Here is a 14264-nt window from a genome sequence, read left to right as displayed (position 1 = left end):
CGAGTGGGACCAGACCGTGCTCAGGCTGGCCCCCGCAGGGCCACCCTGAGCCGTCCCGCCAGGCCTTATCCTCGACACATGGGCACACCACTTGGCGATTTCCTCCGAGCCAAGCGCGACAGCACCCAGCCGGAGTCCCTCGGCCTGCCCGACCGCGGCCGCCGCCGCTCGCCGGGGCTGCGGCGGGTCGACCTCGCCACCAGGGCCGGGATCAGCGTCGAGTACCTCACCCGCCTCGAACAGGGCCGGGACCACAACCCCTCGATCGCCGTGCTGAACGCGCTCGCCGACGCGCTCAGCCTCTCCCCGGCCGAGCGCAGCCACCTGCGGTACCTGGCGAAGATCACCGGCGGCGGCTGCCTCGCGTCGACCCGGCACGCTCCGCGGGAGGTCCGGCCCACCGTGCGGGAGACCCTCCGCCTCCTCGAACCCGGCATCGCGGTGGTGACCAACCGGCTCGGCGACGTCCTCGCCCACACGAGCTGCTTCGAGGCGATGGTGCGGGCGACCGGCCTGCTGGACGCCGGCGCGCCGAACCTCACCCGCTACGTCTTCGCCGACCCCCGCGCCAGGACCTTCTTCCCCGACTGGGAGGACCTCGCCGACGAGCGGGCGTTCGAGGCGTGGGCGTCGTCCTCCGCCGAGCACCTCGAACTCGGGCCCGAGTTCACCCGGCGGGTGAACCGGCACGTCGTGCCGCGGCGGGGTGTGCTCCGGCTCGCCCACCCCACGGCGGGGGAACTCCGGCTGAACCGCGAAACGCTCGAACTCCCCTCGGACGGCCAGCAGCTCGTCGTCTTCCTGCCCGCCGACGACGAGACCGCCCAGGCGCTCACGCGGCTCCGCGCGCCCGACGGCAGGCTGCGCGCCATCTCCTGACCCGGACGCGGGGCCCGGGTCAGGAGAGGACCGCTAGCAGGACTGCTTGTAGAAGTACTGCGAGTTCGCGTCCATGTTCGCCTTGGTCAGCGAGTGCAGGGAAGCGGTGAGGCTCTTCGTCACCGGCTTGCCCTCCAGCGCCGCGACCGCCTGGTCCACGCCCTGCTGCCCGATCATCGCCGGGTCCTGCGCGATCAGCGCCTGGTACTCGCCGCTGCGCAGACCGTCCACTTCGGACGGACTGGCGTCGAAGCCGACGAGGTTCACCTGACCCGTCTTGCCCGCGTTGCGCAGGCCCGTCGCCGCGCCCTCGCCCGTGTTGAGGTTCGTGGCGAAGATGCCGATCAGGTCCGGGGTGGACGCCAGTGCCGCGGTGACCTTCGACGCCGCCTGCTCCGGTTCGTTGTTCGTGAACTGGACGCCGATCGACTTCAGGTTCGGGTGGTTCTTGAGCTCGTCGGTGAAGCCCTGCACCCGGGCGGCCGTCGTGGACGTGCCCGCCTTCGTGTCGAGCACGAGCACGGAACCCTGGCGGTTGCCGACCAGCTCGGCCAGCGTCTTCGCCGCGAGCTGGCCGCCCTCGACGTTGTTGGACGAGATCGACGAAACCGCGATGCTGGAGTCCTTCAGCGAGGTGTCGACCTGGACGATCTTCGTGCCGCGGTTGGCGACCTGCTGGATCGGCGCGAGCATCGCCGTGTCGTCGGTCGGCGCGATGAGCAACGCCGCCGGCGGGTTGGAGCCCAGCGCGTTGACCTTCTCCGTCTGCAGGGCCGCGTCGAACTGCTGCGGCGCCTGGGTGGTGAGCGTGTAGCCGAGCTTCTTCGCCTCGGCCTCGGCCCCGCACTGCATCGAGATGTAGAACGGCTCCGCCTGCACACCGGGGATCAGCGCGAGCTGCTTGTTGTTCTGCACCCCGCCGCCGGAACCGCCGCCGACCTGCCCGGAGCTGCACGCGGCGAGCAGCACCGCCGTCGCCGCCACGACGCCGGCCGTGAGCACCTTCTTCATCGAATCGAACTCCCTACCTCGTTGTAGTTCATCGAGAGTTGCGCTGCCTGCGGCGGCGCTGGTCGAACCACACGGCGGCGACGAGCACCGCGCCGACCGCGATCATCTGCCAGAAGTCCGGCACCTGCGTGATGTTGAACCCCTTCTTGAGCACGGCCGGGATGAACACCCCGATGACCGTGCCCAGCACCGAGCCGATCCCGCCGAACAGGCTCGTGCCGCCCATGACCGTCGCCGCGATGGCGTTGAGGTTGTCCGTCGTGTGCGCGGTGATGGTCGTCGACGCGTAGTACGCCAGCGACATGAACCCGGCGATCCCGGCGAGGAACCCGGTGAGCAGGTACACCTTGAGCAGGTGCCGCGTGACGCCGATCCCGGCCCGGCGGGCGGCTTCGGCGTTCGAGCCGACCGCGTAGGTGTAGCGGCCGAACTTGGTGGTGTGCAGCAGCCACGCGCCGATGAGCGTGATCACCACCGCCACCAGCACCAGGTTCGGGATCCCGCCGAGCGAGGTGCCGTAGCCGAGCGTCTTGTTCAGCACCGTCGGCACGCTGCGGACGTCGGACCCGTTGTTGAGCAGGTACGCCGCGCCGAGCGCCGCCCCCATCGTGCCGAGGGTGACGATCAGCGGCGGGATCTTCGCGACCGCGATGAGGAACCCGTTGATCAGGCCCCAGATCGTGCCGGACAGCACGGCCGCGACCAGCCCGATGCCGATGACGCCCCAGCCCGCGTTGCTCGCGTTGCCGTCGGAAAGCGCTTCCATCGTCTTGCCGCACACCATGCCCGCGAAGATCAGCACGGAGCCGACGGACAGGTCGATGCCGGAGGTGATGATCACGAACGTCATCCCGACCGACAGCACGAGCAGCACGGACGTCTCGATGAGCAGCGTCTGGAACGTGAACACCGTCGCGAACTGGCCCGGCTTGAGCACGCTGAACACGATGATCAGCGCGACGAGTACGAGCGCGATCCAGAACGTGTTCGCCCCGATCAGCCGCTGCCCGAGGGAGCGCTTCCCGAAGCCACCCTCCACAGTGGACTGGATCTCCTTGGTTGCGGTCACGCCGCCTCCTCGTGGGTGAGCGCCCCGGTCATCGCGGCGACGAGGTCCTCCAGCTTGGTCTCCGAGGCCTGGAACCGCGCGACCCTGCTGCCGAGCCGCAGCACCTCGATCCGGTCGGACACCGACAGCACCTCGGGCATGTTGTGGCTGATCAGCACGACCGCGATGCCCTGGTCCCGCACCCGCCGGATGACGTCCAGCACGCGTTCGCGCTGCACGACGCCGAGCGCGGCGGTCGGCTCGTCCATGAAGACGACCTTGCTCGCCCACACCACCGACCGCGCGACGGCGACGCTCTGCCGCTGCCCGCCGGACAGCGAGCCGATCGGCACGTCCGTGCTCTGCAGCGTCACGCCGAGCCGCTTGAACTCCTCGACCGCCTGCCGCCGCATCTCGGCCTTGTCCAGCATCCCCAGCTTGCCGAGGAGGCCGCGCCGGTGGATCTCCCTGCCCAGGAAGAGGTTCGCGGCCGGGTCGAGCTCGGGTGCGACCGCGAGGTCCTGGTACACGGTTTCGATGCCCAGCCGCCGCGCGGTGGTGGGCGAGTCGAGGTGCACCTCCGCGCCGTCCAGCAGGATCCGCCCCGACGTCGGTTGCTCGGCGCCGGACAGGCACTTGATCAACGTCGACTTCCCGGCGCCGTTGTCGCCGATCAGCGCGGTCACCTCGCCCGCTCTCGCCTGGAACGAGGCGCCGCGCAACGCCTCGACCGAGCCGTAGTGCTTCACGATGTTCTGGGCGTCCAGCAGGACGGCGTCGCTCATGTCATGCTCCCGGTGCTGGTGGGCGGCAACGGATGATCGTCAGCTCGCCCGCCACCTCCGACTGCCCGGCGGCGTGCGGCACCAGGACGGTGTCGCCCTTGGCCAGCGCCAGTTCGCCGCCGTGCTCGGTCTTCAGCGTGCCCTGGCCGTCGAGCACCACGAGCACCGTGAACGACGGGTCGAGCGCGAGGGACGGGCTGGGGCGCAGCCGGTCGGCGCGGAAGAACTCCGCCGCGCCGGGCACGAGCAGGTCCACTGTGGACTCGTCGAGGTCCGCGGTGCGCTTGATGATCGACTCGGGGTCGCGGGCGGAGGTGTCGAGCGCCTGCAGGGCCGCGTCGAACCCGATGCCGAGGTGGCCCTTCTCGGGGCTGCCGAGGAAGTCGCGCCACTCGATGGTCAGCGAGAAGTCCGTCGGCTGCTGGAGTTCGACGACGAACACGCCCTCGCCGATGGCGTGCGGCAGGCCGGCCGGGATGTAGACGTTGTCACCCGGCTTGACGGGCACGCTGTTGAGTGCCCCGAGCATCGCCTCGGTGTCCTGCTCACGCACCCACCCGGCGACCGTCTTGGGGTCCACGCTCTCCTTGAAGCCGGGGTAGACTCGCGGGTCGTCGCCGCTCGTGCCGACCACGATCCATGCCTCGGTCTTGCCGAAGTGCGAGTCGAAGTGCTGCCGCGCGAAGGAGTTCGACGGGTGGAAGTGCACGGGCAGCCGCTGCCCGGCGTCGAGCAGCTTGACCAGCAGCGCCGTCGAGTCCGAGAAGGCGGCCACGTGCTTGGCGCCCAGCCACGCCTCGGGGTCCGCCCGCACCGCGTCCCGCAGCCACCTGCCGTCGGGCAGTCTCGTCAGGCCGTTCTCCTCCTGGCCGTAGAGGGTGGTGGTGGACGCGACCCAGTCCTCCGGGCCGAACTCCTTGCCGGAGTCGGCGCCGCGCAGGGCGGCGATGGCCGCGCCACCGCGGTAGAACTGGGGCGGCTGGTTGGCCGGGAGCTTGATCGGAGAACTCACGGGGCGACCTCACCGGAGCCGCGGGGTACGAGGTGCACGGGCAGCACTACCTTTCTCGGCGGGGAGTCCTCGCCGTGGATCCTTGCGAACAGCAGCTCGGCCGCCGCCTTGCCGAGCCGGCTCACGTCGTGGCCGATCACGGTGACGGGCGGGTCGAGCAGATCGGCGAGCTCGAAGTCGTCGAAGCTCACCAGCGCGGGGCGCGGGGTGACGTGGGTCAGCGCGCGCAGCAGGTGCACGGCGACCCGGTTGTTCCCCGCGATGACGGCCGTGGCGCGGTCGGGGCCGGTCAGCAGGCGGTCCACGGCGTCGAGGACGTTCTCCTGGGTGGGGGTGCGCAGGACCGCGAGCCGTTCGTCGTAACGGAGTCCGGCGCGCACGCAGCCCTCCCGAAAACCCCGTAACCGCTCCGTTGCCGTGAAGATGTCGGGGCTGTCACCGACGAAGGCGATGCGGCGGTGGCCCTGGCGGGCCAGGTGCGCGACGGCCTCGATGGTGCCGCCGAGGTTGTCCACCAGCACGGTGTCGGCGACGATGTCGCCTGCCGGGCGGTCGAGGAACACCACGGGCGTGCCCGCGCGCATCTCCGGCACCAGGTAGTGGTGCTGGGCGCCGGCGGGGACGATGAGCAGCCCGTCCACGCGGCGGGAGCAGAACTCCAGCGCCAGCTCGCGTTCCCGGTCGGAGTTCTCGTCGGACGACCCGGTGAGCACGTGCCTGCCGAACGAGGTCGAGATCTTCTCCACCGCGCGGTTCAGCTCGGAGTAGAACGGGTTGCCGACGTCCTCGACGATCAGGCCGATGGTGCCGGTGCTGGAGCCCCGGCGCAGGTTGCGCGCGCCGAGGTTGCGCCGGAACCCGAGCTGCTCGATGGCCGCGACGACGCGACGCGCGGTCTCCGGGTGCACCGCGGGCTCGTCGTTGACGACCCGTGACACGGTCTTGATGCTGACCCCGGCCAGCCGCGCGACGTCGCTCATGGTGGCGCGTCTCGCGGACCCGCGGGTGCCGTCCGACAACGTTGTCATAGTGCTGGGGATTTCACACCTTTGTGGGCGGGTTGTCAATGGTCCGAACGAGAAGCGGCGATACTCCTTGCTGCGTACGGAGTATCGCCTGTCCGGAACGAGACAGGATCCGCCCTGATCCTTGACCCGCTCGTCAGCCAGTAACGACAGTGGCCTGCGGCGACAAGGTTGTCACAGGAGGCGACGCCAGTGAGGCTTTCGCGAGTCAGAAAGGGGCTGGCGCTCGCCGCCGGCCTCGTGGTCACATCAGTGGTCATGCCGGCGGTGCAGGCGGACGCGGCGCCCGCGCAACAGGACCTGGCGAAGTGGGTCAACCCCTTCGTCGGCACCCGGCCGGGCGGCAAGGACCAGGGCACCGGCGGTGGTGCGGGCAACAACTTCCCGGGCGCGGTGGTGCCGTTCGGGATGGTCCAGTGGAGCCCGGACACGGTCACCGGCCAGCCGGGCGGTTACTACTACGACAGCACCGCCCTCAAGGGCTTCAGCCTGACGCACCTGTCCGGCGCGGGGTGCGACACCTACGAGGACATCCCCTTCATCCCCTACAACGGGCAGGTCACCACTTCGCCCGCGACCGACCCCGGCCGCTACACCATGCCGTTCTCGCACGCGAACGAGCAGGCCACGGCCGGTAAGTACAGCGTCAAGCTCGACAGCGGCGTGAACGTCGAGCTGTCCGCGACCCAGCGCACCGGCTCGGGCCGGTTCACCTACCCGCAGAACAGCACGTCGACGCTGTTGATCAACACGTCGGGCTCGGTCACGGGCACCGACGACGCCCAGATCTCGATCGGCAGGGACACCGTCAGCGGCTGGGCGTCCAGCGGCGGGTTCTGCGGCACCGACTCGCACTACCGCGTGTACTTCTACGCCAAGTTCGACCAGCCGTTCACCTCGATCGGCACCTGGCGCAACGGCACGGTCACCCCGAACAAGGCCGTCGAGAACGGTGGCGCGCAGTCGAAGGTCTCCCCGCAGACCCTGGCGGCCGAGCAGGCCAAGACCGCGCGCACGGACGCCAAGAAGCCGGAGAACACCACCGTCAGCGGTCCCGGCAGCGGCGGCTACGTGACCTTCGCCCCCGGCGCCGAGGTCAACGTCCAGGTCGGGCTGTCCTTCGTGTCCGTCGACGGGGCGCAGGCGAACGTCAAGGCGGAGAACAACCGCCGCTCGTTCGACGACGTGGCGGCCGCGGCGCGCAAGGCCTGGAACGACCGGCTCAACCAGATCCAGATCACCGGTGGTTCCGACGCCGACAAGACCACGTTCTACACCGCGCTGTACCACTCGCTGATCCAGCCGAACGTGTTCTCCGACGTCGATGGCCGCTACACCGGGTTCGACGGGCGCGTGCACACGGCGGCCAAGGGCCACGCGATGTACACGAACTTCTCCGGCTGGGACATCTACCGCTCGGAGGCCCAGCTGCTGGCGCTGCTGGCGCCCAAGGAGTCCTCGGACATCGCGAACTCGATGGTCGCCTACGCCGCGCAAGGCGGCGCGTGGGACCGCTGGACGGTCGCCAACGACTACACGGGCGTGATGAACGGCGACCCGTACCACATCATCGTGTCCAGCATGTACGCCTTCGGTGCCAAGGACTTCGACGCGCACAACGCGTTGCTGTCCATGATCCGCGGCGCGACGCAGCCCACCACCCAGGGCTACACCGAACGCCCCGGGCTGGAGGACTACCAGAAGCTCGGCTACGTGCCCGGCGCCGGCGCCGACACGCTGGAGTACACCAGCGCCGACTTCTCCATCGCGCAGCTCGCCGCGCGGCTCGGCGACAGCTCGACGTACCAGAACTTCATGAAGCGTGCCCAGTACTGGCAGAACCTGTACAACCCGGCGACCGGCTACCTGCAGCCGCGCAACGCCGACGGCACCTTCACCACGCCGTACAACCCGGGCAGCTCGCAGGGCTGGGTCGAGGGCAACGGCGCGCAGTACAGCTGGATGGTGCCCTACGACGTCGCCGGCCTCATCACGGCGTTCGGCGGCAACCAGGCCGTGCAGTCCCGTTTGGACGAGTTCCTGACGGAGCTGAACGCCGGCACGCAGGACCCGCACGCGTTCCTGGGCAACGAGCCCAACTCGAACGTGGCGTGGCTGTACGACTTCACCGGTGCGCCCTACAAGACGCAGTCGATCGTGCGGCGCGTGCAGACCGAGCTGTACAACCCGAACCCGCAGGGCCTGATCGGCAACGACGACCTCGGCCAGATGTCGTCCTGGTACGTCTGGTCGGCGCTCGGCGTGTACCCGGAGATCCCGGGCCGCGCGGAGCTGGTGGTCGGCTCGCCGCTGTTCCCGAAGGCCGTGGTGACGACCGGGCTCGGCAAGAAGATCACCATCAACGGCAACGGCACCGGCCAGTACGTGACCGGGCTGAAGGTCAACGGCGTCTCCTCGACCAAGACCTGGCTGCCGGAGTCCTTCCCCACCACGGGCGGCACGCTGGACTTCACGTTGTCCACCACGCCGGACACCTCGTGGGGCAGTGCGCCGTCGGACGCGCCGCCGTCGTTCCGCGACGGTGAGCCGGCCGCGGTGTCCTATGTGGATCCCGCTCGGCTGGTCGTGCCGAACGGCTCGTCCGGTACCACCGCGGTCGGTGCGCAGGACCTGACCGGCACCGCCCGCACGTGGCACTGGACCGCCAACCCGCCGGCGGGCATCACGGTCACCCCGTCCTCCGGTGACATCGCGGTGCCCGCCGGCGGCAAGGCCCAGGTGAACGTCACGGTGAACATCGGCGACAGCACGGCCGAGGGCTCGTACCAGGTGCCGGTCACGCTGTCGGCGGCCGGGCAGCCGTCGCTGTCCTCGACGCTGGGCGTGCTCGTGACGCAGCCGGGCAGCTGGCTGGCGGCGGTCAACAACGCGGGCATCTCGCCGGACTCCAAGCCGGCCGCGGCGAACTTCGACGGGGTGGGCTTCAGCTACTCCGCCGACGCCCTCGCCGCCGCCGGGGCCAAGGCGGGCAGCACGGTGACGGTGGGCGGCCTGTCCTACACCTGGCCGAACTACCCCGCGGGTTCGCCCGACAACGTGCAGGCGCAGGGGCAGACGATCATCGCGTCCGGCAGCGGGCGGCTGGCGTTCCTCGGCGCGGCCAGCAACGGCAGCGCCTCCGGCACGCTGACGATCAGCTACACCGACGGCAGCTCGAGCACGGCGCAGCTCGGGTTCTCGGACTGGACGCTCGGCGCGGGCGGGCAGCAGCCCGCGTTCGGCAACCAGGTCGCGTTCACCACGCCGTACCGCAACAGCACCGGCGGTACCCCGCAACAGATCAACACCTACGTGTTCGCCAGCGCGCCGATCACGCTGCCCGCGGGCAAGACCGTGCGGAGCGTGACCCTGCCGTCGAACGTCTCGGGTGGACAGTTGCACGTTTTCGCGATCGGAATCGGATAACCCATGAAGAAACTGGTGGCAGTACTCGCTGCCGCCCTCGTTCCGGCGGCCGTCGTCACCCCGATGGCGGCGGCCGCGCCGGTGGACGTGCTCGACTCGGTCAACACGTTCATCGGCACGCAGGACGAGGGCAACACGTTCCCGGGCGCCTCGGCGCCCTTCGGCATGACGCAGGTCAGCCCCATCGGCTCGCACTACGCGGGGTACCAGTACACGGACACCGCGATCCGCGGGTTCGGGCACTTCTTCCTGTCCGGTGCGGGCTGCTGGGAGCAGGGCGGGCTCGTCTCGACCCTGCCGCGGACCGGCACCTTCGACCCCGGCCAACCGTCCACTTTCGACCAGACGAAGTACGCCTCGCCGTACACGCACGACGGTGAGGTCGGTCAGCCCGGCTACTACAAGGTCCACCTGACCGGCTACGGCGGGATCGACGTCGAGACCACGGCGACGACCCGCACCGGCCTCGAGCGGTACACGTTCGACCAGTCCGGGCCCGCGCATGTGTTCGTCAACACCGGGCAGGCCAACGACAAGGAACCGGTCAGCGGCAGCAGCGTCCGGATCGTCGACAACCGGACCGTCGAGGGCACGGTGGAGTCGCAGGCGTTCTGCGGCGGCAAGCCGTACACGACCTACTTCCGCACGACGTTCGACAAGCCCTTCACCTCCTACGGCACGTGGTCGCCGACCGGCGGCACGCCCGGCAGCAGGGAGTCCGCGGGCGGGGCGGGGCTGCGCGGCGCGTGGCTCACGTTCGACAACCCCGGTTCCGTCACCGCGTCTACGGCGATTTCCTATGTGGACGCCGACGGCGCCCGCCGCAACCTCGCGGCGGAGGGCAACCGCGACTTCGACCGCGTGAAGGCGGCCACGCAGCGCACGTGGCGCCAGGAACTGTCCAGTGTGGACATCACCGGTGGTACGAGTGACAAGCGCACGGTGTTCTACACCTCGCTGTACCACACGTTGCTGCAACCGTTGACGGGCAACGACGTCGACGGCCGCTACCGCGGCTTCGACAACCAGGTCCACCGTGCCGTCGGCTGGACGTACTACCAGTACTTCTCGCTGTGGGACACCTACCGCTCGCAGAACCAGCTGCTCGCCCTGCTGCGGCCGGGCCGGGCGCACGACATCGCGCAGAGCATACTGGCGATCCACGACCAGGGTGGCTGGCTGCCGCGGTGGGCCTACGCCAACCAGGAGACGAACACGATGACCGGTGACCCGGTCACGCCGTTCCTGGTGGACCTGTGGCGGTTCGGTGCGCTGCGCGGCCTGGAAGGCCAGGCGTACCAGGCGTTGCTGCAGAACTCGACGCAGATCCCGCCCGCCTCGTCCCCGTTCCAGGGGCGCTCGGGCAACGAGAGCTACCAGGCGAACGGGTTCGTGCAGTACGACCCGAACTTCCCGAAGAAGGGGCAGGACACCGACCCGAACCACGGCGCGTCGGCGACGCTGGAGTACGCGCTCGCGGACTGCTCGCTGTCGATCATGGCCCGCGGGCTCGGGAAGACGAAGGACGCGCAGGCGCTCGCCGCCAAGGGGCAGAACTACCGCGTCCTGTGGGACAGCACCGTGACCGACCGCGGCTTCACGGGCTTCCCGCGGCCGAAGGTGACCGGGGGCGACTGGTTCACCCCCGCCGACGGGCCCTACACGCCCGAGGGGCAGGACGGGTTCCACGAGGGCACCGCGTGGCAGTACCAGTGGCTGACCCAGCAGGACATCCCCGGCCTCGTGCAGCGGATGGGCGGGCAGCAGGCCACGGCGGCCCGGCTCGACGACTTCTTCGCCTACTCGGACCTGCTGGCCGACCCGGCCAAGACGGTGCGTGAGGAGTGGGTCACCGGGCCGTACAACTACTACAACCAGTTCCGGTACAACCCCAACAACGAACCGGACCTGCACTCGCCGTGGATGTACGCGCTGATCGGCCAGCCGTGGAAGACCTCCACGGTCGTCCGGGCGGCGCACACCCTGTTCACCAACGCCCCCAACGGCGTCACGGGCAACGACGACCTCGGCGAGATGTCGGCTTGGTACGTGTTCAGCGCGCTCGGGCTGTACCCGGCGGTGCCGGGCACCGGGCAGTTCGTGCTGAGCGCGCCGGAGTTCGCGAAGGCCGTGGTGCACCTGGAGAACGGGCGCAGCGTCGTGCTGAAGGCGGGCGGGGCCGACGCGTCGCAGCTGCAGTACGTGCAGGGGCTCCGCGTCAACGGCGTGCCGAGTGACCGGGCCTACGTCTCGCTGGAGCAGCTGACGCGGGGGTCCACCCTGGACTTCCGGCTGACCACGGACGCCGCGAAGGCCACGTGGGCAACGGGTCCCGGCGGAGCGCCTCCGTCGCCCTGCGGCTAGTGCGTGTTTCACAAGCGGCGTAGCCGCTTCACCACGCAGTCAGCTTGCACCGCTGCGGGTTCTGAGGTGGTTCCTCGCGAGGACAGCGCCGACGTGGTGACCTGGCGGTCATGAGTCGGCGATCCCGGAGCGAGGGGCCGCCTCAGGTTCCGCTACCCGCACCGTTCCGCAAGCCACGTCTTATGGGTAAGCATCGGGGGTCGTGAGAACAATCACGACCCCCGATGTTCCCGTGAGGAGCGTCACGGCGCACACTGATACCGAAACGTCCGACAGCGTGGTTGACGGTGTCGGGCTTTTTTGTGTGCATCCACTGAGGAGGAAAGCAGTGTCCAGCAAGGCCGCTCTCGTGTTCCGCGTGGCCGCAGTAGCCGAGGCGCTCTCCTGGGCCGCCCTGGTGATCGGGATGATCCTCAAGTACGGGTTCTCCGCGGCCAACGAAGGCGGGGTCCCGGTGCTGGGCATGGTGCACGGCGTGATCTTCATCTGCTACGTCGTGGTGACGCTGGCCGTGTTCAAGCCGCTCGCGTGGAAGCCGAAGGTCCTCGTGATGGCGCTGCTCGCCAGCATCCCGCCGCTGTTCACCTGGTGGTTCGAGAAGTGGGCGCTGCGCACCGGCAAGCTCGACGGCCCGGAGCGCCTCGCGCACGGTGGCGTCGGCCTGATCGTCCGCGAGACCGCGGCCGCCTGACGTTCTGCGGAGACGGCCCTCACCCCGGCGGGGTGGGGGCCGTTTTTCACTCCACGAAGTCGCCGGTCGCCTTGCGGACGCGGGTGAGCAGTTCGGTGAGCTGGCTGGTCTGGGCGGGGGTGAGCCCGACGAGGCCGAAGTCGATCGCCGTGACGGCCTTGGTCGCCTCGGCGTGCCGTGCCCGGCCCTCGTCGGTGATCTCGACGAGGGTGGTGCGGCGGTCGGTGGGGTGCGGCACGCGCTTGACGAGCCCGTCCCGCTCCAGGCGGTCGACGATGTTCGTGACGCTCGTCGGGTGCAGCTGCAGGCGCTCACCCATGACGCGCATCGGCAGGCTCGACCGGCGCGCGAAGCTGAGCAGGACGAGCGCCTCGTAGCGGGCGAAGGTGAGCCCGTGGGGCTTCAGCGCGCCGTCCACGGCTGACTGGATGATCTGCTGGACGCGCATCAACCCGGTCACCGCGGCCATCGTGCCGGAGGGCCCGACCCGGTCCTCCCACAGCTGGGCGGCGCGGGCGATCGGGTCGAACGGCAGTGGGCGGTTCATGAACCGGGAAGCTACCAGCGGGTACCAGGGTCATGGGGCAGGGTGGTGCCACAAACCGGAGGAGGAACGACATGATCGTGGCATTCAGCGTCAGCCCGTCCGGCGGGGATCCGGACGGCGGCGTGAGCGAGGCCGTCGCCAGGGCGGTCAAGGTGGTACGCGAGTCGGGGCTGCCGAACGAGACGAACGCGATGTTCACGAACGTCGAAGGTGACTGGGACGAGGTCATGGACGTCGTGAAGCGCGCGGTCGAAGCAGCAGGTCAGGGCGCCGCGCGGGTCTCGCTCGTGCTCAAGGCCGACATCCGGCCGGGGTACGAGGGTCAGCTGTCGGCGAAGGTCGAGCGGGTGGAGGAGCACCTGCGGTGATTCTCGCGGGCTGCCGTGCCAGGATGGAAGCGTGACGAACCCACGCGGATCAGCAGCGAACTCAGCGGCCGTGTCGGCCGCGCTGTCGGGCGCGGTCGACCTGTCCGCGCTGAAGGCCAGGGCCGACGCGGCGCGTCAGCGTCCGGCGAGCCCGCCGCCCGGTGCGGAGCAGGCGGCGCCGGCGAGCGGTGCCGCCGTGCTGGAGGTGACCGAGGCTTCGTTCCAGACGGACGTCGTCGAGCGGTCGCTGCGGCAGCTCGTCGTCGTCGATCTGTGGGCGGACTGGTGCGGGCCCTGTAAACAGCTCAGCCCGGTGCTGGAGCGGCTGGCGGCGGAGTCCGGCGGGGCGTGGGTGCTCGCCAAGGTGGACGTGGACGCCAACCCGCGCATCGCGCAGCTGTTCGGTGCCCAGTCGATCCCCACGGTCGTCGCGATCGCCGGTGGGCAGCCGGTGGACGCCTTCGCCGGTGCGCTGCCCGAGCCCGAGGTCCGGAAGTGGCTGAACGCCCTGCTGGACGCGCTCAAGGACAAGCTGCCCGGCATCAGCGACGCGCAGCCGGCCGAACCCGCCGAGCAGCCGGAGGACCCGCGCTTCGTCGAAGCCGAGGAGGCCTTCGAGCGCGGTGACTACGCCGCGGCCGAGGCCGCCTACCAGCGGATCCTGGACGCGGAACCGGCGAACGAACTCGCCAAGGCAGCCCTGACGCAGGTCCGGTTCACGGCCCGAGCCGAAAAGGCCGACCCGTCGTCGGTCTCCCGCGCCGACGCCGATCCGGGCGATGTGCAGGCCCAGCTGGCGGCCGCGGACTACGAGGTCGCGGCCAACCAGGTGGAGGACGCCTTCGCCAGGCTGATCGCCACGGTCCGCAGGACGGCGGGCGATGAGCGGAACAAGGTGCGGGAGCACCTGGTGGGGCTGTTCGAGCTGTTCGACCCCGCGGACGAGCGGGTGGCGAAGGCACGACGGAACCTGGCCTCGGCACTGTTCTAGGGCAAAGCCCGAAGAGTTGGGTGATCATCCCGTCGCCTGACTCAGGACGATCACTTTGGGCCAGGGCCGCACCGGGGTCCCCGGGCGTGACCGCCCTGCCCGAGCGGCCCCACCCCC

At 70.0% G+C, this 14264-nt stretch carries 12 protein-coding genes; 6 read left to right on the top strand and 6 right to left on the bottom strand.

What is annotated here, in order from left to right; translation table 11 throughout:
• The first annotated feature begins 78 nt into the window (after positions 1 to 78).
• Positions 79 to 879, top strand: a complete 801-nt coding sequence (locus BMZ92_RS05745; RefSeq protein WP_091504657.1) for a helix-turn-helix domain-containing protein — start codon at positions 79 to 81, stop codon at positions 877 to 879.
• A gap of 33 nt (positions 880 to 912) precedes the next feature.
• On the opposite strand, the gene BMZ92_RS05740 is transcribed toward BMZ92_RS05745, so the two are convergent.
• From BMZ92_RS05740 to BMZ92_RS05720, 5 genes are read right to left on the bottom strand one after another with little or no spacing between them, the layout of a single operon-like run.
• A complete protein-coding gene (locus tag BMZ92_RS05740; RefSeq protein WP_091504656.1) occupies positions 913 to 1890 on the bottom strand; it encodes an ABC transporter substrate-binding protein in 978 nt (325 codons plus the stop codon).
• Positions 1891 to 1918: 28 nt separating this feature from the next.
• A complete protein-coding gene (locus BMZ92_RS05735) occupies positions 1919 to 2959 on the bottom strand; it encodes an ABC transporter permease (protein ID WP_091504655.1) in 1041 nt (346 codons plus the stop codon).
• Complete coding sequence (locus BMZ92_RS05730) at positions 2956 to 3723, bottom strand: ATP-binding cassette domain-containing protein (RefSeq protein WP_091504654.1); 768 nt, start codon at positions 3721 to 3723, stop codon at positions 2956 to 2958. The genes BMZ92_RS05735 and BMZ92_RS05730 overlap by 4 nt, the downstream gene beginning before the upstream one ends.
• 1 nt (position 3724) lies before the next feature.
• The gene (locus BMZ92_RS05725; RefSeq protein WP_091504653.1) at positions 3725 to 4735 is read right to left on the bottom strand and encodes a class I mannose-6-phosphate isomerase; all 1011 of its coding nucleotides are present in this window, start codon (positions 4733 to 4735) and stop codon (positions 3725 to 3727) included.
• The gene (locus BMZ92_RS05720) at positions 4732 to 5715 is read right to left on the bottom strand and encodes a LacI family DNA-binding transcriptional regulator (RefSeq protein ID WP_091504652.1); all 984 of its coding nucleotides are present in this window, start codon (positions 5713 to 5715) and stop codon (positions 4732 to 4734) included. The genes BMZ92_RS05725 and BMZ92_RS05720 overlap by 4 nt, the downstream gene beginning before the upstream one ends.
• A gap of 303 nt (positions 5716 to 6018) precedes the next feature.
• Between BMZ92_RS05720 and BMZ92_RS05715 the strand changes: the two genes are divergently transcribed.
• The 3 genes from BMZ92_RS05715 to BMZ92_RS05705 all read left to right on the top strand — a co-directional run bounded on the left by BMZ92_RS05715 (position 6019) and on the right by BMZ92_RS05705 (position 12241).
• Positions 6019 to 9186, top strand: coding sequence for a GH92 family glycosyl hydrolase (locus BMZ92_RS05715; RefSeq protein WP_091504844.1), 3168 nt, complete (start codon positions 6019 to 6021; stop codon positions 9184 to 9186).
• Positions 9187 to 9189: 3 nt separating this feature from the next.
• Positions 9190 to 11550: a GH92 family glycosyl hydrolase gene (locus BMZ92_RS05710; protein ID WP_091504651.1), complete on the top strand. Its 2361-nt coding sequence runs from the start codon at positions 9190 to 9192 to the stop codon at positions 11548 to 11550.
• 328 nt (positions 11551 to 11878) lie between these two features.
• A complete protein-coding gene (locus BMZ92_RS05705) occupies positions 11879 to 12241 on the top strand; it encodes a DUF3817 domain-containing protein (RefSeq protein WP_091504650.1) in 363 nt (120 codons plus the stop codon).
• A 46-nt stretch (positions 12242 to 12287) separates the two neighbouring features.
• Here the strand turns inward: BMZ92_RS05705 and BMZ92_RS05700 are convergent, their stop codons facing one another.
• Positions 12288 to 12788: a MarR family winged helix-turn-helix transcriptional regulator gene (locus BMZ92_RS05700; protein ID WP_091504649.1), complete on the bottom strand. Its 501-nt coding sequence runs from the start codon at positions 12786 to 12788 to the stop codon at positions 12288 to 12290.
• Positions 12789 to 12859: 71 nt separating this feature from the next.
• Here BMZ92_RS05700 and BMZ92_RS05695 point away from each other — a divergent pair, with 71 nt between their 5' ends.
• Complete coding sequence (locus BMZ92_RS05695; protein ID WP_091504648.1) at positions 12860 to 13156, top strand: MTH1187 family thiamine-binding protein; 297 nt, start codon at positions 12860 to 12862, stop codon at positions 13154 to 13156.
• A 31-nt stretch (positions 13157 to 13187) separates the two neighbouring features.
• Positions 13188 to 14147, top strand: a complete 960-nt coding sequence (locus BMZ92_RS05690) for a tetratricopeptide repeat protein (protein WP_091504647.1) — start codon at positions 13188 to 13190, stop codon at positions 14145 to 14147.
• Positions 14148 to 14264: the final 117 nt, after the last annotated feature.

Source organism: Amycolatopsis sacchari, assembly GCF_900114035.1.
GTDB classification, from domain to species: Bacteria; Actinomycetota; Actinomycetes; order Mycobacteriales; family Pseudonocardiaceae; genus Amycolatopsis_E; species Amycolatopsis_E sacchari.
This window is presented reverse-complemented; position numbering and strand designations above follow the sequence as displayed.